At 49.7% G+C, this 22,742-nt stretch carries 18 protein-coding genes; 17 read left to right on the forward strand and 1 reads right to left on the reverse strand.

Annotated features, from left to right (window positions below):
- Positions 1 to 20: 20 nt before the first annotated feature.
- From ABEQ74_RS08085 to ABEQ74_RS08160, 16 genes are all read left to right on the forward strand, one after another.
- On the forward strand, positions 21 to 1,052 hold the full coding sequence (locus tag ABEQ74_RS08085; protein WP_430121271.1) for a TFIIB-type zinc ribbon-containing protein: 1,032 nt from the start codon (positions 21 to 23) through the stop codon (positions 1,050 to 1,052).
- Positions 1,049 to 1,849 carry a TPM domain-containing protein gene (locus ABEQ74_RS08090; RefSeq protein ID WP_430121273.1) on the forward strand — a complete coding sequence of 267 codons (801 nt, stop codon included), beginning with the start codon at positions 1,049 to 1,051 and terminating at the stop codon, positions 1,847 to 1,849. Before ABEQ74_RS08085 ends, ABEQ74_RS08090 begins: the two co-directional genes overlap by 4 nt.
- 20 nt (positions 1,850 to 1,869) lie before the next feature.
- Complete coding sequence (locus tag ABEQ74_RS08095) at positions 1,870 to 2,895, forward strand: SPFH domain-containing protein (protein WP_430121275.1); 1,026 nt, start codon at positions 1,870 to 1,872, stop codon at positions 2,893 to 2,895.
- Between the two features lie 217 nt (positions 2,896 to 3,112).
- The gene (locus tag ABEQ74_RS08100) at positions 3,113 to 3,316 is read left to right on the forward strand and encodes a hypothetical protein (protein ID WP_430121277.1); all 204 of its coding nucleotides are present in this window, start codon (positions 3,113 to 3,115) and stop codon (positions 3,314 to 3,316) included.
- 173 nt (positions 3,317 to 3,489) lie between these two features.
- Positions 3,490 to 5,712, forward strand: a complete 2,223-nt coding sequence (locus ABEQ74_RS08105) for an AraC family transcriptional regulator (protein ID WP_430121279.1) — start codon at positions 3,490 to 3,492, stop codon at positions 5,710 to 5,712.
- 177 nt (positions 5,713 to 5,889) lie between these two features.
- A complete protein-coding gene (locus ABEQ74_RS08110; RefSeq protein ID WP_430121281.1) occupies positions 5,890 to 6,825 on the forward strand; it encodes an ABC transporter permease in 936 nt (311 codons plus the stop codon).
- A gap of 72 nt (positions 6,826 to 6,897) precedes the next feature.
- The gene (locus tag ABEQ74_RS08115) at positions 6,898 to 7,764 is read left to right on the forward strand and encodes a carbohydrate ABC transporter permease (protein ID WP_430121284.1); all 867 of its coding nucleotides are present in this window, start codon (positions 6,898 to 6,900) and stop codon (positions 7,762 to 7,764) included.
- 107 nt (positions 7,765 to 7,871) lie between these two features.
- Entirely contained in the window at positions 7,872 to 9,416 is a 1,545-nt protein-coding gene (locus tag ABEQ74_RS08120) for an extracellular solute-binding protein (protein ID WP_430121287.1), read from the forward strand.
- A 305-nt stretch (positions 9,417 to 9,721) separates the two neighbouring features.
- Positions 9,722 to 12,622, forward strand: a complete 2,901-nt coding sequence (locus ABEQ74_RS08125) for a DUF4855 domain-containing protein (RefSeq protein WP_430121289.1) — start codon at positions 9,722 to 9,724, stop codon at positions 12,620 to 12,622.
- 392 nt (positions 12,623 to 13,014) lie between these two features.
- Positions 13,015 to 13,203 (forward strand): hypothetical protein, encoded by a 189-nt coding sequence (locus ABEQ74_RS08130; RefSeq protein ID WP_053490358.1) that lies wholly within the window; start codon positions 13,015 to 13,017, stop codon positions 13,201 to 13,203.
- A 248-nt stretch (positions 13,204 to 13,451) separates the two neighbouring features.
- On the forward strand, positions 13,452 to 14,567 hold the full coding sequence (locus tag ABEQ74_RS08135; RefSeq protein WP_430121292.1) for a BMP family lipoprotein: 1,116 nt from the start codon (positions 13,452 to 13,454) through the stop codon (positions 14,565 to 14,567).
- Between the two features lie 257 nt (positions 14,568 to 14,824).
- Positions 14,825 to 16,357 (forward strand): ABC transporter ATP-binding protein, encoded by a 1,533-nt coding sequence (locus tag ABEQ74_RS08140; RefSeq protein WP_430121294.1) that lies wholly within the window; start codon positions 14,825 to 14,827, stop codon positions 16,355 to 16,357.
- A complete protein-coding gene (locus tag ABEQ74_RS08145; RefSeq protein WP_430121296.1) occupies positions 16,350 to 17,405 on the forward strand; it encodes an ABC transporter permease in 1,056 nt (351 codons plus the stop codon). The genes ABEQ74_RS08140 and ABEQ74_RS08145 overlap by 8 nt, the downstream gene beginning before the upstream one ends.
- 6 nt (positions 17,406 to 17,411) lie before the next feature.
- Complete coding sequence (locus ABEQ74_RS08150; RefSeq protein WP_430121298.1) at positions 17,412 to 18,362, forward strand: ABC transporter permease; 951 nt, start codon at positions 17,412 to 17,414, stop codon at positions 18,360 to 18,362.
- Positions 18,363 to 18,640: 278 nt separating this feature from the next.
- On the forward strand, positions 18,641 to 19,129 hold the full coding sequence (locus tag ABEQ74_RS08155) for an RNA polymerase sigma factor (protein WP_430121300.1): 489 nt from the start codon (positions 18,641 to 18,643) through the stop codon (positions 19,127 to 19,129).
- Positions 19,129 to 20,112 (forward strand): hypothetical protein, encoded by a 984-nt coding sequence (locus tag ABEQ74_RS08160; protein ID WP_430121302.1) that lies wholly within the window; start codon positions 19,129 to 19,131, stop codon positions 20,110 to 20,112. The genes ABEQ74_RS08155 and ABEQ74_RS08160 overlap by 1 nt, the downstream gene beginning before the upstream one ends.
- Before the next feature lie 205 nt (positions 20,113 to 20,317).
- On the opposite strand, the gene ABEQ74_RS08165 is transcribed toward ABEQ74_RS08160, so the two are convergent.
- The gene (locus ABEQ74_RS08165; RefSeq protein WP_430121304.1) at positions 20,318 to 21,187 is read right to left on the reverse strand and encodes a helix-turn-helix domain-containing protein; all 870 of its coding nucleotides are present in this window, start codon (positions 21,185 to 21,187) and stop codon (positions 20,318 to 20,320) included.
- Between the two features lie 154 nt (positions 21,188 to 21,341).
- On the opposite strand from ABEQ74_RS08165, the gene ABEQ74_RS08170 reads away from it, so the two are divergent.
- Positions 21,342 to 22,661, forward strand: a complete 1,320-nt coding sequence (locus tag ABEQ74_RS08170; RefSeq protein ID WP_430121306.1) for a sulfatase-like hydrolase/transferase — start codon at positions 21,342 to 21,344, stop codon at positions 22,659 to 22,661.
- Positions 22,662 to 22,742: the final 81 nt, after the last annotated feature.

Genomic DNA, 22,742 nt, shown 5'->3' on the forward strand with positions numbered 1-22,742 from the left:
ATTGTTATCGAGGTGATTGAATGCCGGTTATTGAATATAAATGTCCAAACTGCGGCAGCAGCATGGTTTTTGACGGCAATACAGGAAAACTGTCTTGCCCAAGCTGCGGCAGAACCGATAATATCGAGGAAATTCCAGACCCGCTGAAGCAGCAGGTGTTTATAGAAGACGAAGTGAAGGAGTATCATTGCACCAGCTGCGGGGCCGTTCTCGTGACCGATCCGGAGACGAGCGCTACGACTTGCAGCTTCTGCGGATCTGCTGTTGTACTGAGTGATCGGCTAAGCGGAGAACTAGCTCCCGCGATGGTTATCCCCTTTTCAATTACCAAGGAAGAAGCCATACAGGCTTTCAAGAAATGGTGCAGAAACGGCCTTTTGACGCCAAGCGACTTCATGACAGCAGACCGGATCAAGGGAATTACCGGGATGTATGTGCCCTTCTGGCTCTATGATTTACATAATCGGGTGGAGGTTCATGGTCATGGCACCAAGGTCAGAACCTATACTCGGGGCGATTATGAATATACGGAGACACAGCACTTCGATATCTACCGAAAGATTCGTTTGAATTATGTGAAGGTACCGATCGATGCTTCGGAGAAGATGAATGACGAAGTGATGGATAAACTGGAGCCGTTTCCCTACCAGCAGTTGAAGGATTTTAAGACGCCGTATCTGGCTGGTTATATTGCGGAGAAATACAGTTACAATGACGAACAGCTATATCCACGGGCGAAGGATAAGATTCAATCTTACATTGATTCCTATATCTCCTCTGCGGTGTCAGGGTATACGACCGTAAATTTCACGAATAAACAGATCGATACTACATTAAAACAAGCGGATTATGTCTTGCTCCCGGTCTGGATGGTCCACTATGATTACAATAAAATGGAGCATACCTTTGCGATGAATGGTCAGACAGGGAAGGTGGTCGGCAAGCCGCCGATCAGCAAAGCGAAGGTAGCTGCATGGTTTGCAGGCATTTCGGGCGTCTCCTTGCTGTCATTGAAGCTGATCTCCTGGATGATGGGGGGAGGATTCCTGTGAAAAGACGATATGCATTATGGATGGTCTTATTCTTATTAACTGTATGCTGGATCATGCCCATCGGGATCGTAAATGCTGATGGCGACAAGCAATTGATTTTTGATGATGCGAATTTGCTTAGTTCGGAAGAACGCAATGAATTGAATGCCATGGCCAATAAGTATGGTGCGGAGCGCGAAATGGACTTTATGATCCTGACGGTTGATCGTGTCGAAAATGACGACTATGAGCAATGGACGGAAGACTTCTATGACGAGTATGCCCCCGGGTATGATAAGCCGCATGGCAATACCGTTATTTTGACCATTGTAATGGATTCTAGTGACGGTGATCGTTTCGTACATCTAGAAGGCTATTACAAAGCGAAGAAGTATCTCGATTCCGATAGACTGACTAAAATACGCAGCAAGATTACGCCAGCTTTGTCGAGAGGCGATTATAAACAGGCTTTTGAAAAATACATCAAAACCGCACATCGCTATATGGGCTTTGAACCTGGCAAGAACCCCGATAATATTCTGTTTAATATTTGGTTTCAACTGGGTACTGCCGTAGCCATCGGCGCTGTTGCCGTAGGGATTATGGCTTACCGTTCCGGCGGCCGGGTGACGGTCAACAGTCGGACCTATGCGGATAATAGCACCTCGGGAATACTGGATCAGCAGGACCGTTACATTCGTACAACGGTAACCAAGCGGAAGATTGAGCGCAATACGGGCAGCGGCTCGGGCGGTGGCAGCGGTGGCGGAGTCACTAGAGGCGGTCATTCGCACAGCAGCAGCAGCGGTAAATTCTAACTGAAAGGATGATGGAATAGATGGGATTTTTTAAGAATCAATTCTCCAATGTAGTGGAATGGGAAGAATTTAGAGATGATATGATTTTTTGGAAGTGGAGCAACCGGGAGATTAAGAAAGGCAGTAAATTAATCATCCGCTCCGGGCAAGATGCAATCTTTGTGAACAACGGCAAGATTGAAGGGGTTTTTGAGAAGGAAGGGGTCTATAATATCGATTCAGATATTATTCCGTTCCTGTCGACGCTTAAGGGCTTCAAGTTTGGTTTTAACAGCGGCATGCGCGTTGAGGTTTTGTTTGTCAACACCAAGGAATTCACTGTGCGCTGGGGTACGCAGAGTCCGATCCTGATTCCAACACCTCAGCTTCCAGGCGGCATGCCGATCCGCGCCAACGGTACGTTCAATTTTAAAGTGACCGACTATATGACGCTGATTGATAAGATTGCCGGGATGAAGGAGAGCTACCTGGTTGAGGACGTGAAGATTCGGATTACTTCGGTTCTCGATCAACTGCTCATGAAGTGGATTAGCCGCGAAGGCAAGGATATGTTCAATCTGCAGGCGAATGCCTCGGATATTGCGAAGGGTATTCAGGAGGATCTGGATATGCAGGTCATGGACAACGGAATGACGATTACCGGCTTCCAGGTCATGAGCTTTAATTATCCGCAAGAGATCCAGGACATGATCACGAAGACAGCTTCCCATGAAATGATCGGCAATCTGCAGAAGTACCAGCAGGTGAGCATGACGGACGGCATCGCTTCCGGCAAAGTGAAGGGCGGCGGAGCGGCTTCGGATATGGCCGGCATGATGATGGGAATGAACATGGCCAATGAAATGATGAAGAATATGAACCAGAACCAGAATCAGAACAATCAGAATCAGAGTCCAAACCCTAATCCAGCGGCTGGACAGCAGACTTCAGCACCAGCGTCTTCATCCTCTTCCGAAGGAAGCAAGAAGCCTAATTTCTGCCCGAATTGCGGTGCGAAGAATGAAGGGGCGAACTTCTGTCCGAACTGTGGGCAGAAGCTGAGTTGAATGGAGTCCAACAGCATGAATAGATAGATGCGCACAACTTTGGAATTTGACATGAAATTTGATTGTCACGGTTAAAATGATGCAAATGGTCGGTTTCTTCTATTGAATGTGAAAGACCATCGAGACAGCACCCCTCGCTCATAAAGCGGAGGGTGCTGTTCTTCTATGTACGCTGTATCCGTTATCTAGATATGTATTTACCTTTCCGCAGAGGGAAGTGGCTCACAACTGGAATGAAGAACAGCATTATGAATATTCCTCCTTGCAGCATGACGCAGCGTCTGCGAATGTCTGGAAACTGCTGGCAACTGCTGCTTCTCGTTCTTCGGCGTCTGTATGGGACGCCTCCATTTCGGTCCATCAGGCAGATGAATGGACCATACTTCAAAGCTCAGTTCGTGAGTGCCGTTATGCGGGTTGACGGACATCAGATCCCTTATTCTTTGGGCAGAAAAGTAGGTGCTGCAGCGCGAATCCGGAGAAATAGAACTTGACGGACAAATGAGAACTAGGCAAACGGAAAAGGGGTGCATTATGATAGGACATATTGGTCGTAAGAGAACTCCTAAAGACGAAGGGGGACAGGGGGATACTATGTTCAGATCGACATCCTGGCGCATTTTTGTGATAAGCGGTATCTTTTTTGCAATTACCATCATACCGCTCTCGTTGTTTCTGGCCAACCGATTTTCTCATTTCGCATACTCCCAGGTGGGGACGTTCAATCAGGACCGCATCGACGAAATGGCAGAGCGGGTCGAGTACATCCTGGCTAAGTTAAAATGGTACAGCCTGACCATGTACGAAGACCAAACCGTGCAAAATTGGATGTATGCTTCCGCCGACAATCTGCTGCAAAACGCCAGCACGATGGGGGTGTTGACGAAATATCTATCTAATGAACCTTATATTGAAACCGCTTACTTATTTAGCTTTCGCAAACATGAGGTGATCGACTCCAAAGTCGGATTGCTTTCGTTTGAGGAATTTGCCGATCAGCCTATGCTGCAGCGAATTGAGCGCACTCCCGGGACCTTCCTCCGCTATTTTGATCACCAGATAGGAAACAACTCGTATTTGGCGCTTCAGCTTCCTTCGACTCCTGTGCAGAAAAACCGCGACGGGTATCTTGTCGTCCTGTTTGACAAGAAGGAGCTGCAGAAGCATTTGATAGGCGACGGAAGGGCGGATACACTGCTCTCGATCGTGGATGATCGAGGAAGCTTGATTCTGGGAGAACGGGCTGAGGGTCTCGAGGAGACCATCGATAACATTCAGCCGGGACGGAAGGGTGGTTCATTTGAGCTAAGCCGTACGGGAGGGAAAGCATTCGTCAATTATGCGCGGATGGAATCGCCGGAGTGGACCATTATATCTGTCACTGAAATGAAGCAATTCCGTGAAAAGGCCGGGGCATTCAAAACAGTCATCATCGCCTGCTCGCTCTTGCTGCTCGCGGCGCTGCTTCTGGTCGCCTATTGGAATTCGCGCCTTTTCGTCGGGCCATTTCGCCGTCTGGCGGATCAACTGCAGCGGAAGCTGGGCGTAAAGGGGGAGAACGATTACGGCGTCATCGAGCAGGGCGTCGTGATGCTTCGCGATCATTATCCGCTGATCAAGACCGAATATTTGCGGCAATGGCTGCTGCAGGGCCGGCTGACCGACAGCGGCAGAGCGGCGCTTGCCCGCGAATCGTGCCTGCTTGACTATGATTGGCTTCGATTGGCTGTCATCAAGATCGATTCTTATTACGAGATATCCGAGCGGTACGATTTCGTCTCTCGCAAGCTGCTCAAGTATGCCATCGGCAATATCGCAGAGGAACTACTTGGGACACCTGAACGGCCGATCGAGGTGGTCGATTTTGGCACCGACCATCTGGTCGTGCTGGTTGGCGCCGCAAGCTCCTCCCCTGATCCTGAGTTGACCAAAAAGCTGAACGAGCTTAGCCGTCAAGTCACGCGTTACGTAAAGCTGGACGTGACGATCGCCGAAAGCGCAGCGCGGCACGTGCATGACGATTTGCGCAAAGTATACGACGATATGAACGAGCTGACATTATTCAAGTTTGTCAGCGGTGATGACAAAATCTACGTCGAACAAGACTTTGAACGGTATGCCGATTTACAAGCGCCGATCGACTCCGCCGTGCATGAAAGCTTGATCCAGACGATTCGCAGCGGCAAAGAGGAGAAGGTGCTGGCCATGCTGGACGAGGTGTTTACGCGCCTGCAGACGATGAAATATACCGAGTGCCAATTCCAACTGAAACTGCTTCTGTTTGCGATCGTCAAGTCGTTCAGCAAAGTGATGTCTATCCAGAGTGTTGAAGGGATTGAGCGTCACTTGAGGCAGTTCGCTACGCTTACTGATGTTCATGGATGGTTGAAGGAAGAGATCGGGCGGATGATCCGGCAGCTTAGTGATCAAAAAGGATTCAATCGCAAGGAAAAGCTGATTAGGGAAATCATCGAGTACGTCCGCTACCATACCCATGACCCGATGCTGTCGGTAGACGATATCGCTGACCATATCGCTTTGTCGGCCAAATACGTCCGGCAGCTGTTTCACGAACATTATGGCATGCCTCTATCGAATTTCATCTTGAACGAGCGGCTCGGGAAGGTTAAGGAGTTGCTGGAGCAGACCAGCATGCAGATCACCGAAATTGCAGAGCAGTCCGGTTTTCAGACGAAAAGCCACTTTTTCACTGCATTTAAAAAAGCGACCGGTATGACGCCAAGCCAATACCGCGATAGTAAGGCGAGCGAGCGGATGGAGCGGACGCGGCAGATAGCCGGGAACTCTGCGAATTAGCAGGCGGGGCGGGCGGCGATAGAGAACTCACCAGACCAATAACAACCGGCCGAACGCTCGCGAATCGGCCGCACGAGAACCGAATCCGGCCAATGAGAACTAGGCAAGCCGCAGCCGTGAATGCTACGATGGCTCCGTTCGAATCCTGCAAGCCGCACAAGAAAGGAGGGACGCTCTTTGGAGCGACGTAGAAGGTTCGGCGGGTCGTTTGTACGCGAGCTGTCGCGGAACCGGTATTTATACTTGCTGGCGCTGCCCGGCATTGCGTTTCTGGTCGTATTTGCGTATATGCCCATGGCTGGGCATCTGCTCGCCTTCCAGGATTACCGGCTATCCGATGGAATATGGGGGAGCGAATGGGTCGGATTTAAAAACTTTGAGTTTTTCTTCAATGGGAAAGACTGGCTGCGGGTGACGCTGAATACCGTTTTCCTGAATGCACTGTTTCTCGTAACCGGTCTCGGCAGCGCGGTCGTGCTGGCTATCTTTCTGAACGAAATTCGTAACAGGCTGTTCAAGCGAATCACGCAATCTTTTATTTTTTTACCGTATTTCATTTCTTGGCTTGTTGTCAGCATGATGACGTTGACGCTATTCAGCACATCCGAGGGGCTCATTAACCGCGCGCTTTCCGCCCTTGGCTACGAAGGAGTGGACTGGTATTTGACGCCTGGCGTATGGCCGTATATCTTAACCGTCATTAGCGCCTGGAAGATTGCCGGTTATAATTCCATTATTTTTTTGGCCGTCATTACGGGCATCTCCTCGGAATATTACGAGAGCGCCCGAATCGAAGGCGCGAGCCGGATGCAGCAGATGCGCTACATAACGCTGCCGTTGATGCGGCCGACCGTGATGATATTGGCGCTGCTTGGCATTGGCCGTATTTTCTACGGCGATTTCGGCATGATTTACGCGATCATTGGAGATAACGGCATACTCTTTCCAACGACAGATGTCATCGATACGTATGCGTTTCGTGCGCTTAGGCAGCTGGGGAATTTCAGCATGTCCGCTGCCGTTGTCGTGTACCAGTCCTGCATGGGGCTTGTCACGATTCTGATCTTCAATGCGATCGCGCGTAAGGTGGACGCGGATTCAAGACTATTCTAAAAAGGTTCGACGAAACGGCAATGACCCGGCCCCATAAGGCCTTTTCGCCGGACAATGTAAGGTGTGATCGCTATGAGAGAACGGTTGTTTCTTGTTTTGATGTACGCAGTGCTGGGCGCTTTTGCGCTGTTTTGCTTCATTCCGTTCTGGATTGTGTTCATCAACTCGTTCGCCGATGAATCGCTTCTGCAGACGGCGGGGTACCAGTTGCTGCCGAGCAAATTCAGCCTCCATGCGTACAAATTTTTGCTTTCCGGCAAGCAGGTGTTTCTAAGCTACGGCATTACGATTATCGTGACGATCGCCGGCACGGCGCTGGGCGTACTCTTGACAGCTGCCTATGCGTACACGCTGAGCCACCGGAAAGTGAAATACCGCAATATTTTATCATTTCTAACCTTCCTGACGATGCTGTTCGGCGCAGGACTGGTCGGCTTTTACATGCTGATCGCCAACTGGCTGCAGCTGAAGGACTCGGTGTGGGCGCTCATTTTGCCCTATCTGCTTAATCCGTTCTATGCCTTCATTCTTGTCTCTTACTACCGGACGCTGCCGTATGAATTGAATGAAGCTGCGACTGTGGACGGCGCCAATGATATCTATATTTTCTTTCGCATCATCTGGCCGATTGCGCTGCCTGTTATCGCCACGGTGAGCCTGTTTTACGCGCTTCAATATTGGAACGACTGGTACTTGTCATTGCTGTTTATCGACAATCACAAAATGCTGCCGCTGCAGATGATGATCCGCCAGCTTATGTCCAACTTGAATGTTATGGCTTATGTGAGCGGGAGCCAAACGCAGTACAACGTGGTCGTGCCGACCTATGGCATGCAGCTGGCGATCGTCTGCGTTACCATCGGCCCGATCGTGTTCGTCTATCCGTTCATACAGCGCTTCTTTATTAAAGGTTTGACGCTTGGTTCGGTAAAAGGGTAGAGCGGCAAGCGTGAAGGCGTTTGGCCGGTTAGAGCTTTCAACCGCTGTTGTTTATGAACCGGCTCATCCGTCTGTTTTCTCTATTATTGATTCAGGGGGAAGGAACCATGAAAAGATTATTGTCCATCGCGCTTGTGTTATTGATCGCGCTCGTCGCGATTGCCGGTTGTTCGGGCAAGAACGAAGGGGAAGGGAAGGCGCCTGGGCCATCGGGTCAAACCGGAGACAGCGCCGGCGGTGACGCCAAACTTGAAGAGGTGACCCTGAAAATCATGATTCCCGGCGATCGGCCGTCGGATATGGATTTGGTCATCGCCGAAGCAGAAAAGCGAATGAAGGATACGATCAACGTCAAGCTTGACGTCGTCTTCGTACCCTGGTCCGATCTGGCGCAAAAGACACAGGTAACGCTTGCTTCCGGCGAAAACATCGATCTTATCTTCGATGCGCCATGGCTGCACATCAATCAGATGATTGCAAACGGATTCTATGAACCACTGGATGACCTGTTGGCCCAGTACGGCCAAACGGTGCTGGAGAAACGGCCGCAGCAAATGTGGGATTACAACAAGTACGGCGGCAAAATTATGGCCGTTCCGCTTGGCGTCAGCTACATGTCCGGCAATTCCTACATGGTGCGCAAAGACATTCGCGAGAAGCTGGGCGTACCGCCAATCAAGACATATGAAGAATTGATCGCTTTCGCCTACAAGGTGAAAGAGCAGGAGAAAGGCATCATCCCGATGACCGCAGGCTCCGGCACTTATTCATTTGTCGCTCACCATGCGCTGAACGATTACGAAACCCATGTCAGACCGACCCACGCCCTGGGCAACAGCCTGATGCTCTATTACAAGAACAATGACGGCAAAGTTTACAATTTGCTGGAGGATCGGGAGCCGATCGGAACGTGGCTGGCGAACACACGCAAATGGTTTACTGACGGCCTGATTTTCAAGGACATTTTGACGACGAAAGATTTTCACCAGCCAATTTCGGCAGGCAAAGTGGCAATCGTCACGAACGGCGCGTTCGGCATCGGCGATTCCCTCAAGAACACGTTAAAGAACAATGTGCCGGACAGCGAGCTGGAGACGGTCACTTTCTTTAATCCGGAGAAGGGCGCGAACTTCACCGACTTCAAACAGTGGAACTTTCTGGCCGTTCCGAAGGTAAGCAAGAATAAGGAGCGGGCGATTATGTTCCTGAACTGGGCGAATGAGAAGGAAAACTATGACCTGCTTTCTTACGGAATCGAAGGGAAGCATTGGGAAGCGGTAGGCGACGACAAAATGAAAACCCTGGATACAGCTGGCTACTCTGCTTTCGGCTATGTCTGGCTGTGGAATCCCGTTGATGAGCGGAGCGATGTGAAGGGCGAGAATGAGGAGTTGAACGCTGTGCTTAAGGATGCCGACATGTTCACAACCGATATTTTGGCCGGCTTTGAATTCGACAGTACCCCGGTGCAGAACGAGGTCAGCCAGTACAATACAGTCGATGGGCAATACTACACGGCGCTGTTCAACGGGGTTATCGATCCGGACGATACATTGAAGAAATTTGAAGCGGAAGCTGGCCCTGCCCTCAAAAAAATTCAGCAGGAACTGCAAGAGCAAATTGACGAGTTCCTGGCAGCAAAGGCGAAATAGAACAGAATCACTAGAAATCTGATAAACCGAAGTTTGCTTATCCATGCCTAAGAATCGCTCGAAGTGCGGAGTGTTTGGCTGCGCTGTACTCCTGCCGTTGCCCACTGGAAACTTGTGCCGCGGCACTGGATGCGGCGGTGACGGCTTCCTCTTCCGGAGGAAGCCTATCTTATACGCTTTGCTGCTTGCTTATGGCGGAATTCGCGAAAGGGGGATTAAAATCTAGCGTTCACCCGGAACAGAAATAAGGGTTTAAAGTTTTTGATATTTCTGTACTCGAGAATAAAGAAAAGGAGCTGACCTTGATGAATTTGAATAAAAAATGGTTATCCGGTTTAATGGCGGCCGTTTTACTACTGACTCCGCTCTCTGCGGTTCAGGCGAAATCGCTTGTTCCGGATGTGACTGTCCTGCAGGCGGCAGGTGCAGACCAGATGGGAGCAGGGAATGATTCAGGTAATCCACTGGTCGATCTAGATCAACTGACGGATGCTGGTGAAAAGGCAGCGGAACAGGCACCACAAGCAAAAGACGAAAATCAAGCGGCAGAATCTTCGGCTGTGCAGGAGAGGCAATTCCGCAATCTCGCGGCGGGCCTTCCGTATGAATGGTCTGAAGCTCCGGAAGCTTCGCATCCCGATGACGGATACAAGCTTACGGACGGAACATACGGCGCATTGGATATGAACGACCCGGCATGGGTAGGACATCTGCGCGGAAAGACTCGCGAAGTCGTGTTCGATCTCGGTGAGGAAAAGTCAATTGGAAAGATCACGGCTAATTTCTTTCAGGATTTTCCTGCGAATTCGATTCTCGTGCCGCTGTCAGTATCGATGTATGTCTCCGACGATAAGGAAAATTGGGGGCTGCTTTCCCATAACGCTACGCAGCTGCTGTGGGGAGAAGGACCGCCCAGACATGAGACTTTTGAATGGGATGGCAGCAGGGATGGAATCAAAGGCGGGAATTCGGATGGCGAGCTGGCTTATGCCCGTTATGTGAAGGTGACCTTTTTTATGCATCCTACACAGTGGGAATACATTGACGAAATCGAAATTATGGGTATGGACGGCAAGGTTGACGGTGCGGTAAAGGTTCCTGCCGAGCAGCCTCGTTTTTTGGAGCCGGGGGAAGCTACGGCCGGGATCCGGAATCTGAATCTGCTGTATAACGGACAATACGCGAATGGTTTGGGCGATTGGAAGAAGGAACGGATTATCCCTAATATCAGCTATGTAAATAAAGACGGCGAGCCGGTCGATTGGCTTTATGACGGCGTTCTATATCTCGGGATTGCTTCGCCTGCCGGCCGCGATTTCGGTCTGGGACAAACGAACCTGGACGATTGGAAATGGTATTTGGATAAAACATTTGCAGCCACGGGCGATATGCAGCAGTTGAATGAGGCTGCCAAAGAAGTTGGGGCCAAGCTGAAACAGCCCGATCATCAAATCAAGGTTGTGTTAATGATTCCGAATCCAGGGGAATCCTTAACCAATTTTGGCGACATTGACGGTAGCGGTTCCTTAAATTTCAACGACTCTGTCGTAGGCAAAGAAAAAGCGTCTGAAAACAGAGGAAAAGCGGTGCAGTGGTGGCTTGACCAGACCCGGCAAAGATGGCAGGCAGCTAATTACTCTAATCTTGAGCTTGTCGGCATGTACTGGATGCCGGAACAAATCGACATATCCGAATCGGGACCGGACATCGCTCGCATGGTGTCGGATAAAGTGCACGCCATGAACATGAAGGTTTTCTGGATTCCACACTCCTATGCTTACAAAATGTTTATGTGGAAAGACGTAGGGTTCGATGCCGCTGCGCTTCAGCCTAACTATTTCTTCGGCGGAATGGATTCCGACCGTCTGGACGATGCTACGAATACTGCAAAGCGGTACGGAATGGGGAACGAAGTTGAATTTGATGACGGAATGCTGACAGATCCCGTACTTCGCCAGCGTTTTATCGAATACTTGGACAGCGGCGTCAGATCCGGTCTGATGCAAAATGGCTTCAGAGCTCACTATCAAGGCAATAATGCAGTCTACAACTTAGGGGTAAGCAAGGATCCAAGTTTGCGTTTAATGTATGACTGGCTGTATCAGTATTTGAACGGAACGTACGCCATTGACAGCAGCCCGGCGCCGGAGACGATGATGGAGCTTGTACAGCGTTATGTCGCGTCGAACGAAATCAATTCGGCTTTTGGCAATGAGTTGTTGTATCGATTGCAGACCATCAAGCTTCTTTTGGACGATAACAAGCCGAAGGAAGCCGTGAAGTATATGCAGGATTTTCTCGCGCACATTCACGACCCGGCCGTCCAAGCGCAAGGGTTGATTTCGGTCCCGGCCGCAACGGTGCTTGATTCCTACGCCCAAGTTCTCATTCAAACCTGGTCTGACGGAGGGGGACTCAGCAATCTGGTTCTTGGCCAAAATTACACGGTTTCACTGCCTCCTAACAGCAACTATCCCGATTCCGGGAACGAACTTACGGACGGCCGATTCGGCGGGACGGATTACCGCACCGAGCAGTGGCAGGCCCATGCGGGAAGCGATTACCCTGACGAACGAAGCCGCACCATCACATTTGATTTGGGCGGCAACCAATCGATCGGGGCCATTAGAGCCCATTTTCTTCAGGATAAAGGACCCGGCATCTATTTTCCTCAGAACGTCACTTTTTCCGTTTCATCTGACGGCGAGTCCTGGAGCACGCTGGCAACCGTTACTCCGCCACCGGCACAGGATGCTGCCTCGGCCGAGTTCGTGGGGTGGAGCGGAATAACAGATGGTGTGTCGGGGAAAGCGGGAGCCGATAAAGTGTCTGCCCGCTACGTTAAAGTCGAATTCCCGGTCAACGTCTGGGTCTTCCTTGATGAAATCGAAGTTCTCGGCATTGACGGCCATGCGGGGGGTGGCACTACAATCGACGGCGCAAGAGCCGTGGTGGATGCCGCTGCGAAGAAATTAACGATCGACGGTCTGGTCGTGAACGGTAGTCGGTCCCAAGTGAATTTGAAAATAGTCGATTCGAAAGGGAAAGTTCGGTACGAAGGCTGGACGACCAGTACGGAAACGGGAAGTTTCCAATTCACGATCAAGCTTACCGGCAATTTAAAGGGAACCTGCGACGCCTATCTGTCTATGAATGGAATGTCGGATCCCGTTAAGATTTCATTCGAATACAATAAAAAGGAGTGATGAGTTATTCCGGCACGAGCTCAGATTCCGATGGCATGCGGCCTGACTTCCATGCTGTTGATTTAGGATGAGGGCATTCCGTGATAAATTCTGTCGCGGCATAATGCATGATAATTTATGTTTCGTAAAAATAAAGCCATGGACGCAACGTGATTTCCACGCTGTGGCCCATGGCTTTTGCTTTCGAATCGGTCTTGATGACCGTATGAGTCAACTTCAGCAAAGGATTGCAGGTCTCCCAAACCACATCAAGGATTATCTGGAAATTTCATACTGTGAAAGTTGAGATTAATGTAAACGCATACTTATTCATGGTATAATTCACCTGATCGTTAATGAACGCATGAGATTATAATCTGGCTATTGTAAACCGACTTGGAGGTGTTGCAAGAATGAGAAGGTATAATATTTGGCGTCCGATTCTATTGGTAGCGGTGGCCATGCTTACGAATAATTTGGTTACGACGCTGGCTACCTTGTTTGGCATGTCGCCTGATGCGGCAAGCAGTTTGGGGTATATCGCGATGGTTATTGCCGCATTGATTATGTTTAATCGCATGAGGAAACCTAACCGCAAGTGAATAATTATTCATCGTACGGATGATAACGCATGCATAACGTGCTGCGGGGTTAGTATCTTTTATGATGCAAAGAGGATACGAGATCTTCTTAGAAGAGAAGGGGCCTGTCTTACACGGTTCACCGCGGCGAAGATGCAGTTTGACAGAATCATCCAAATTTTTGTTGAAAAGGGCCTACTTTATTAATATATTGTAAATATAGCGCGAATCTAGTATTCGGGCATATATACCTAGGAGGGTTATCCTTAATGAAAAAAGGGGTCATATCTTTAATCAGTCTGGCATTATCTGTCACTATGCTGGCGGGCTGCGGTGCTAAACCTGCTTCAGAACCAAGCGGTGGTGCAGGCGGAGACGCACCTAAAGCAAACTTTAAGGTAGGGATGGTTACAGACGCAGGAACGATCGATGACAAGTCGTTTAACCAAGGGACTTATGAAGGTATCGTTAAGGCCAATGAGGACTTCAAAATGGAATATAAATACCTGAAGCCAGCCGGAACGACAGAGGCAGATTATTCAAAAGAAATCACAAACCTGTACGATGCCGGATTTAAGTTCATCGTAACACCAGGCTTTAAGTTTGAAACAGCTGTGTTTAAGGCCCAGGACAAATATACAGATGCTAAGTTCGTTATTATTGATGGAACACCTAACTCTGGCGAGCCAGATGCACCTCCGGTAGTTAAGGAGAATACCGTTTCCATTTACTTTGCTGAGCAGGAATCCGGTTTCCTGGCAGGCGTTGCTACAGCGCTTCATGTGAAGGATGGGCAAGCGGGTTTCATCGGCGGTATGGAAATTCCACCTGTACAGAAGTTCAACTGGGGCTTCCAGCAGGGCGTAGCTTACGCTAATGAGAATCTTGGCACGAAGCTGGTTATCAACAAAGAGAACGTTGTATACCAGGGATCTTTTGATGATGTTGCAGCAGGAAGCCAACTGGCGGCTCAAATGTATGACCGCGGTGTAAATGTTATTTTCGCGGCAGCAGGCGGTGTTGGTGTTGGTGCGATTAACGAAGCGAAGACTCGTGTACAGAACGGATCCGAGGTTTGGATCGTCGGCGTAGACGTTGACCAATACCAGGATGGCGTTTATGAAGGCGATAAATCTGTAATTCTGACTTCGGCCGTTAAGAAGATTGACCATGCAGCTTACGATATGATCAAAGCTGAAACTGAAGGCAAATTCCCAGGCGGACAGACACTCACGCTGGATGCAACGAATGACGGTGTTGGCTTGCCTGAGAACAACCCGAATCTGAGTGATGACGTTCTTAAGCAAGTGGATGAAGTGTTTAACAAGATCAAAGGTGGCGAAATCAAAGTAGCCGCAGAGCAAGGCGAGGACTTGATCAAGTAATAGCAGCTGGCGCTCTAAAGAGTGATAGCAATAACGTGAACAGACCTGCTTTTGACAAGCGGCGATACCAATAAGAAAAAGACGGATTTCCTCCGTCTTTTTTTTAAGGTGAGGATGCATTTCGCTAAAAAGCTGCGGGTACTGAACGGTATCATAGGCGCAAGCGATTGCACTCATGTTACTTTATACAAATATTGGTTTCGATTTATGCAATAAGGGTAGATATTCAACAAAAAAGAAGGAGAGGACCCTAAACCATGGACTATGTTGTCGAGATGGTGGGCATCCGCAAAGAATTTCCGGGGATTGTGGCCAATGATGATATTACAATCAAGCTGAAAAAAGGCGAGATTCACGCGCTGCTCGGCGAGAACGGGGCAGGCAAGTCCACCCTGATGAGCATCCTGTTCGGCATGTACCAGCCCGACCGTGGCGTGATCAAGGTTCACGGCAAGGAAGTACGCATCACGAATCCGAATGTAGCGAATAAGCTCGGCATCGGAATGGTGCACCAGCACTTTAAATTGGTGGAACCGTTTACCGTGACCGAAAATATTATTCTTGGCAGTGAGACGCGCAAATTTTACTTTGGTATAGATGTAAAATCGGCTGCCAAACGGGTCGAGGAGTTGTCTAAACAATACGGCCTGAATGTGGATCCCTATGCCAAAATCGAAGATATTTCGGTAGGCATGCAGCAGCGGGTGGAAATTCTCAAAATGTTATACCGCGATGCGGAAGTTCTCATATTTGACGAGCCCACCGCGGTACTGACACCGCAGGAAATTGAAGATTTGCAGGGTATTATGAGGAATCTGGTTAACGAAGGCAAATCCATCATTCTAATCACCCATAAATTGAAAGAAATTAAAGCGGTTGCGAACCGCTGCACCGTGATCCGCCGCGGAAAGACGATCGGTACCGTAGAGGTAGCTGACACGAGTCGCGAGGCCATGGCCGAAATGATGGTAGGCCGCAGCGTCTCCTTTAAGGTAGATAAGCAGGAGAGCCGTCCGGGCAAAGCTGTGCTTGAGATCCAGTCTCTTACAGTCAAGAACAGTAAAAAAGTCGACGCGGTCAAATCGTTCAATCTGAATCTGCATGCCGGCGAGATTGTGGGCATTGCGGGTGTCGACGGAAATGGGCAATCCGAATTGGTGGAAGCTATTACGGGTCTTCGTCCTATAGAGAGTGGAACCGTGAGCCTGAATGGTAAGGCGCTAAATGGTTTGTCTGTGCGGAAGCGAAATGAGAGCGGCATCAGTCATATTCCTGAAGACCGCCAAAAAAGAGGACTGGTTCTGGATTATACTATCGAGGAGAATTTGATTCTTGAGGTGTATAATCGCCCTCCTTATTCGAAGAACGGGCTGCTTCAGCCCGAGGCGATCCGCAAGCACGCAGAGCATATCATCCAGAGCTTTGATGTGCGGTCCGGCACAGGCGCCCGGTCGATCGTGCGTTCCATGTCGGGCGGTAATCAGCAGAAGGCGATTATCGGTCGCGAGGTTGAACGCGATCCGGATCTTCTTATCGCTGTCCAGCCGACGCGGGGTCTTGATGTCGGCTCAATTGAATACATTCACCGCCGGCTGATTGAACAGCGCGACAAGGGAAAAGCTGTGCTGCTAATTTCTCTGGAGCTTGATGAAGTGCTGAACCTGTCAGACCGCATCGCTGTTATTAATAATGGCGAATTGGTGGGAATTGTAAACACCTCCGAAACGAACGAAAGAGAGCTTGGTTTAATGATGGCCGGGTATCAGAAGGAGGAGGCTCCACATGAATAACAGCGTAAAATCGTTGCTTGCGGTCCTGTTTGGACTCATTGCGGGGGCTTTGCTTATGGCCGTGACCGGTCACAATCCGATAGAAGGGTATAAGTATCTCATTCAGGGTGGGCTTAAGAACCCGGAGCGGATCGGAAATACGCTGGCTACGGCTACTCCACTGATTCTTACCGGCTTGTCGGTAGCTTTTGCCTTCCGTACCGGCCTGTTTAATATCGGTGCAGCCGGTCAGATGCTGTTTGGCGGCTTCTGTGCAACGGCCATCGGCCTGTCACTGGAATTGCCGCGCCCGCTGCTCCTGTTGGTCATGATCCTTATCGGATTTATCGGTGGTGCACTCTGGGCGGTGGTTCCAGGCTTCTTGAAAGCCAAGTACAATGTGCACGAGGTCGTGTCTACGATTATGATGAACTGGACAGCCTATTGGACCGTTTATTATGTCGTTCCGGCATATTTCAAAGGGACCAGCCTGGAGACCGAATCACGCCAGCTGCCAGAGAATGCGATGCTGCATCAGCAATGGCTCAGCGATATGTTCCAAGGCTCTTATATCAATTTAGGCTTTTTCATTGCGGTCATCGCTGTTCTGGTTGTAGCTTTCCTGATTAATAAAACGACTCTGGGATATGAGCTGAAGGCCGTGGGCTTCAACCGGCATGCCTCCGAGTATGCAGGCATTGCCGTTAACCGCAGCATTGTGCTGTCGATGTTCATCTCGGGTGGTCTTGCGGGCCTTGCAGGTGTGGCGCAGTATACGGGGAATGCCTCCAGCATACAGATTGGCATTCTGCCAACCCAGGGGTTTGACGGGATTGCCGTCGCCTTGCTTGGCATCAATGCCCCTGTCGGCGTATTCGTATCGGCCTTGTTCTTCGGGATTCTCTATTCCGGCAGAGGATTTATGAATGCCATGACAGAGATTCCACCGGAAATTGCCGATTCGATTATCGCGATTATTATCTATTTCGCGGCAACGAGCATCTTGATTGAACGTCTCTACCAAAAATTAAAGCTGCGCCGCGCGGCGAATAAAAAGCAGGGGGAGTAAGGACATATGTGGACAACGATTGAACAGATTTTTCCGTATGCCATCGCCTACACGATCCCGCTTTTGATTACTGCGTTAGGTGCGTTATTTAGTGAACGAAGCGGGGTCGTGAATATCGGCCTTGACGGCTTAATGATTGTCGGTTCTTTCATCGGTGCTTTTGTTATCTTCACGATGCGAGCGCATTATCCCGACCAAACGTGGGTATTATGGGTAGGTCTGCTGGCTGCAGCTGTGGCGAGTGCGTTATTCTCGTTACTTCATGCCTTTGCGAGCATTAACCTCAGTGCAAACCAGATTATAAGCGGTACGGCGATTAATATGATCGCAGGAGCGCTGACGATTTTCCTTGCCCGCAATATTACGGGTAGTGGCAAAATCAGCATCAACGGATTTAGACCGTTTAATATTCCGTGGCTGTCGGACATTCCGGTTATTGGGGATTTATTCTTCACCAAAACGTATATCACCACATGGCTTGTACTGCTCTTGCTCTTGGCTAGTGGTTTTATATTGTACCGTACACCGTTTGGTTTACGTCTCCGCTCCTGCGGTGAGCATCCCCATGCGGCGGAAGCAGCCGGTATCAAAGTACAATCCATGCGGTATGTCGGTGTCATGATCTCAGGTGCTTTTTCCGGGCTTGGGGGAGCGATTATTCTGTTGACATATTCTGGAGAATTTACGGGTAACGTCGCAGGTCTCGGTTTCCTTGCGCTGGCCTCCTTGATCTTCGGACAATGGAAGCCGCTCGGTATTCTGCTGGCTACTTTGTTCTTCGGGTTTGCTACGACCGTAGCTAACGTGTCGCAGGTCATCCCGTCGCTGGCGGTGATCCCGCCCGTCGTTCTTAAGATCTTCCCTTATATTGTTACGCTGATCGCACTCGTGATTTTCTCCAAATCCTCGAATGCGCCGAAGGCCGTAGGGGAGCCGTTCGATTCAGGCAAACGATGATGTAACTTGCCAATTCATGCAGTACACATAGAACCTCTGATATGTTTATCCAGCTTTAGGATAGGCGTATTGGAGGTTTTTTTGGTTTATCGTACGATAAACTTTATATCATTCCAAGAAATTTGGGAACAACAGCGATGGGAGGAACGATTCGTACACGGAGCGTCTTCAAATCACAAGAGGGAGCGGCCACCTATGGTTGTTTGAAAAAATCCGTAAACAAAATGTGACCGATCCACGTCCATAACTGTGTTAAGGGTAAAAGGAGGTCACAACCGATGCAGATTGATTCGCTCCGGCCGGGCGGAGATATTACGGAAACCTATGAATTATATGGCGATATGCTTTTTAAAATAGCGATGGTGTACCTTGGAAATAAACAGGATGTCGAAGAAGCCATTCAGGAGACGTTCATGAAGCTGATATATAAAGCGCCTGAATTCAGCGATCAGGAGCATAAGAAGGCTTGGCTCATTCGGGTGATTACGAACCAGTGCAAGAACATGCGAGGGAGCCTATGGTGCAAGCGGGTAACCAAGATGGAGCATATGAATGATTATTTTGACGAGCCGTCTGAACAGATGCTGATAGAAAACGTCATGCGGCTGCCATTCAAATATAAGTCAGTCATCCATTTATTTTATTACGAGGATTATTCCGTTAAAGAAATCGCCGGGATTTTGCAGATTAACGAGTCTGCGGTCAAGATGCGTCTTCAGCGCGGCAGGAAGCTGCTGCGTATGGACTTGGAAGGAGAGGACGATTGATGAATCGGAAGGACTATAAATCATTGATAGATCGAATAGAACCTGACAAAGGACTGGGGGAGCGGATCATGAGAGGAATGAAACAACATCAGCGTCAGACGAAGAGAAAGAATCGATGGGGGATGGTTGGCGTGAGTATGGCGGTCATGCTAGGGCTAGCCTTGGTCATTTCGATCATATTGGACCGTGATGAGACTCCCGTTGTCACCTATAATCCGCAAATGCAAGGGATTGAGGAAAATACGCCACCGACAGCCAAGGTCGAGCATGATCCGGTAATCATTCCAAAGGTCGAGCTTCCTAAAGAAAGCGGCGTCCAAGCAAAAATGATCGGTTTAGTTGTATATCAAGGCAATATCTACACCCAAACCGGTACACAAATCAAGCCGGAAATCGCCAAGCAGCTGCGGGGTGACAAGCTCGGACGATCGAAATCGGGGATTACCGAATGGAGCACCGCTGATGATTATACAGAGCTTGCTTCGACGATCGGCGAAATGGACATTTTCTCGGTTAAAGGGTATGACGCCGATTTTAGAATCATGTCCTATATGGAACATGAGGGTGAGGTCTATGCCGAATTGTATGAGCATTTGAACGGGATTACGGTTACCAAGGGCGAGGATATCATCGGCAAGCTGAATCTGATGGGGAACATGACTTCGGTCAAATGGCAGGATTTCGACAGCTGGAATATGGGCGAGAACAAGCTGCGCGAGCTTGCTGACGATGCGGCGGTGCAATCCTTCGTTGAGGCGTTATATGAGGCGAAGCCGGTTGCTGAGGATGTTTTGCTTGATCAAGGGATCTACGAGACCGGATCGGGCGAGCAGAGGTTTCTGTACATCCAGCTGCAGGATGGTACGGAAGTCCAGTTAAGATTGTTTAAAGGCGGTCAATATGTGCGATATGCGAATGCGCCTGTATTCTTCCAATTGGAAGCGGACGCGTTCACCACTCTGTGGGATCTGATGGTGGAGTAGGTCGTCCTCTTTATAGCAACGAAAAAAGATAATGCAAAAAAGACAAGAGGCCATTCCTAATCGGATGGCCTCTATTATTAATGCAGGATCTGTAAATCGTGCGCACTGCTCCCGTGCCTACGATGCGTGGTTCGGGTCATGCTTGGATGGCTGGTCGGCCAACTCATGGCGATCCCTATATCGTTTATCGTTTAGTGGTTCCCTGTTACTCGCTCCCCATCGATGATGAGCGGTTCGCTCTCACATATGCACTAGGCGTCATGCCGAAATACCGGGTAAAGGCGCGGGAAAAAGTAAACAAATCCGAATAGCCCAGGGATAAAGCAGCCTGCGTGATGCTGGTTCCTTCAGTGGATAACAGACGGGTCGCCTTCTCCATAATTAACTGCTGCATGTAGCGGGACGGAGAGATGCCGTATCGGCGGGTAAACACGCGGGTGAAGTGGCTGCGATGCACGCCAGCCCAGGAGGCAAGCTCCTCCACAGACAGGTTCTCCGTGCAATGAAGCTTCATATACCCTAGAACAGATTCGAGCCAGTCGGAAGCAGCCGAAACAGCGGGGAGGTGCTGATCCCGATTCGGATCGATGCTGTGAATCAACTGGAATCCCAGTGACATCAGCTGAAGGCTAGAGTCCAACTGTGGCTGCTGGAGTAATCTCTGAATGTGCTTAATAACAGCAAGGGTATCTTCTCCAAAGGCATGCTGCCGATAGGGACGCTCCGGACATAAACCGACATGCTTCAATATGGAGGGCACTTGCTCCCCCATTAAGGCCGTCCAGGTAATCGTAGTAAACGTTTGGTCGCCGTCCTTGACATAGGTATAGACCGAGCCGGGAAAAAGACAGAACAGATCGCCTTCCGAGAGAGTGGTACTGCTGCCATCCCATTCAAATCGCACCTTGCCGCTAGCAACGAAATGTATACTATAAAATTCGACGGACCGGGGGCCTACTTTTTCGGTGAAGAAGGGGTGTGTACCAGATTTGAATATCCACAATCCCAGTTGAGTCTCAAATATAGCTGGGTTGTTAAAGTGCTCTTCTCTGGATAGCTTTTGATGTACTGTCATACTTCCTCCTCCTAGCTATACCTGGCATTTTTCCTGCTATGGACATCATGCAACATATTGTTTAATGATTGCAAGAATTGAGCATTCCATATTCGTCCATCTAAGGGTTACGATGAGGATGGAACAAGTCGAGCAGGGAGAGGTGAAAAAAGTTATGAAACAACCGAATTTCATCGTGATTTATTGTGATGACCTGGGCTATGGAGACCTTGGTTGTTACGGTTCGGACACCGTGAAAACCCCGCATCTGGACGAGCTGGCTGAGAAAGGTATTCGTTTTACGAATTGGTATTCCAATTCCCCGGTCTGCTCTCCTTCGCGTGCTTCATTATTAACTGGCAAGTATCCGGCCCGAGCGGGAGTCAGTGAGATTCTGGGGGCAAAGCGCGGTTCGCATGGACTGCCTGCTGACGAGGTGACGTTGGCGAAGGCGCTCAAGCCTGCCGGGTACAGAACGGCGTTGTATGGAAAATGGCATCTGGGCATATCCGAAGAGACCAGTCCAAATGCACATGGATTCGACGAGTTTTTCGGATTTAAGGCAGGCTGCGTCGATTTTTACTCGCATATTTTTTACTGGGGGCAAGGCCATGGCGTCAATCCGCTGCATGATCTGTGGGAAAATGAGACGGAGGTTTGGGAGAACGGACGGTATATGACCGAGCTGATCACGGAACGATCGGTTGATTTCATTAAACGATCCCGGGAGCAGGACGCTCCGTTCTTCTTATTTGCATCGTATAACGCGCCGCACTACCCGATGCATGCACCGAAGGAATATATGGACCGGTTTGCGCATTTGCCCTGGGATCGGCAGGTCATGGCGGCCATGATTGCGGCGGTGGATGACGGCGTCGGTGAGATCGTGAAGGCACTGAAGGAAGCCGACTGTTACGAGGATACGGTCATCTTCTTCTCCAGCGATAACGGGCCGTCTTCCGAGAGCCGAAACTGGCTGGACGGGACGGAGGACATATATTACGGCGGGAGTGCAGGCATCTTCCGTGGGCATAAAGCAAGTCTGTTTGAAGGTGGAATCCGTGAACCTGCTATACTGAGCTGGCCGAAAGGATTTGAAGGCGGACAAGTACGCGATGAGGTGGCAGCTATGATGGATATCGTACCAACTTTTCTCGATCTGGCAGGTGTTGACCCGGCAGCGGGTCCGCTTCAAGATGTAGCGATCGATGGAAGCAGCTTGAAGGAGATGCTCATCATGGGCGAGCCGTCACCGCATAAGCAATTGTTCTGGGAGTATCACGGCCAATTGGCTGTCCGGGAAGGAAATTGGAAGCTGGTACTGAACGGGAAACTCGATTTTGAACGCATAGTTCCCGATGAAGTACATCTGTCCGATCTGTTGATGGATCCGGGAGAACGGACCAACCTGGCGGAACATTACCCCGAAATCGTGGAGCGGCTTAGCCGGGATGTGCGAGACTGGTACGAAGAAGTGCAACATCATGGATACTGAGTGTGGATCAGAGCATATCAAGTTAAGCTTTTGTAGTTATATTAAGAAAAGCCCCGATACTGGTCATACCCCTGTCAAGTA

The organism is Paenibacillus solani (assembly GCF_050475945.1).
GTDB classification, from domain to species: domain Bacteria; phylum Bacillota; class Bacilli; order Paenibacillales; family Paenibacillaceae; genus Paenibacillus_AQ; species Paenibacillus_AQ solani_A.

Excerpts from the sequence above, each read along its gene's own strand:
- ABEQ74_RS08085 (WP_430121271.1), top strand. The coding sequence starts at position 21 with ATGCCGGTTATTGAATATAAATGTCCAAACTGCGGCAGCAGCATGGTT.
- ABEQ74_RS08095 (WP_430121275.1), top strand. The coding sequence starts at position 1,870 with ATGGGATTTTTTAAGAATCAATTCTCCAATGTAGTGGAATGGGAAGAA.
- ABEQ74_RS08105 (WP_430121279.1), top strand. The coding sequence starts at position 3,490 with ATGTTCAGATCGACATCCTGGCGCATTTTTGTGATAAGCGGTATCTTT.
- ABEQ74_RS08115 (WP_430121284.1), top strand. The coding sequence starts at position 6,898 with ATGAGAGAACGGTTGTTTCTTGTTTTGATGTACGCAGTGCTGGGCGCT.
- ABEQ74_RS08120 (WP_430121287.1), top strand. The coding sequence starts at position 7,872 with ATGAAAAGATTATTGTCCATCGCGCTTGTGTTATTGATCGCGCTCGTC.
- ABEQ74_RS08125 (WP_430121289.1), top strand. The coding sequence starts at position 9,722 with ATGAATTTGAATAAAAAATGGTTATCCGGTTTAATGGCGGCCGTTTTA.
- ABEQ74_RS08130 (WP_053490358.1), top strand. The coding sequence starts at position 13,015 with ATGAGAAGGTATAATATTTGGCGTCCGATTCTATTGGTAGCGGTGGCC.
- ABEQ74_RS08135 (WP_430121292.1), top strand. The coding sequence starts at position 13,452 with ATGAAAAAAGGGGTCATATCTTTAATCAGTCTGGCATTATCTGTCACT.
- ABEQ74_RS08140 (WP_430121294.1), top strand. The coding sequence starts at position 14,825 with ATGGACTATGTTGTCGAGATGGTGGGCATCCGCAAAGAATTTCCGGGG.
- ABEQ74_RS08145 (WP_430121296.1), top strand. The coding sequence starts at position 16,350 with ATGAATAACAGCGTAAAATCGTTGCTTGCGGTCCTGTTTGGACTCATT.
- ABEQ74_RS08150 (WP_430121298.1), top strand. The coding sequence starts at position 17,412 with ATGTGGACAACGATTGAACAGATTTTTCCGTATGCCATCGCCTACACG.
- ABEQ74_RS08155 (WP_430121300.1), top strand. The coding sequence starts at position 18,641 with ATGCAGATTGATTCGCTCCGGCCGGGCGGAGATATTACGGAAACCTAT.
- ABEQ74_RS08160 (WP_430121302.1), top strand. The coding sequence starts at position 19,129 with ATGAATCGGAAGGACTATAAATCATTGATAGATCGAATAGAACCTGAC.
- ABEQ74_RS08165 (WP_430121304.1), bottom strand. The coding sequence starts at position 21,187 with ATGACAGTACATCAAAAGCTATCCAGAGAAGAGCACTTTAACAACCCA.
- ABEQ74_RS08170 (WP_430121306.1), top strand. The coding sequence starts at position 21,342 with ATGAAACAACCGAATTTCATCGTGATTTATTGTGATGACCTGGGCTAT.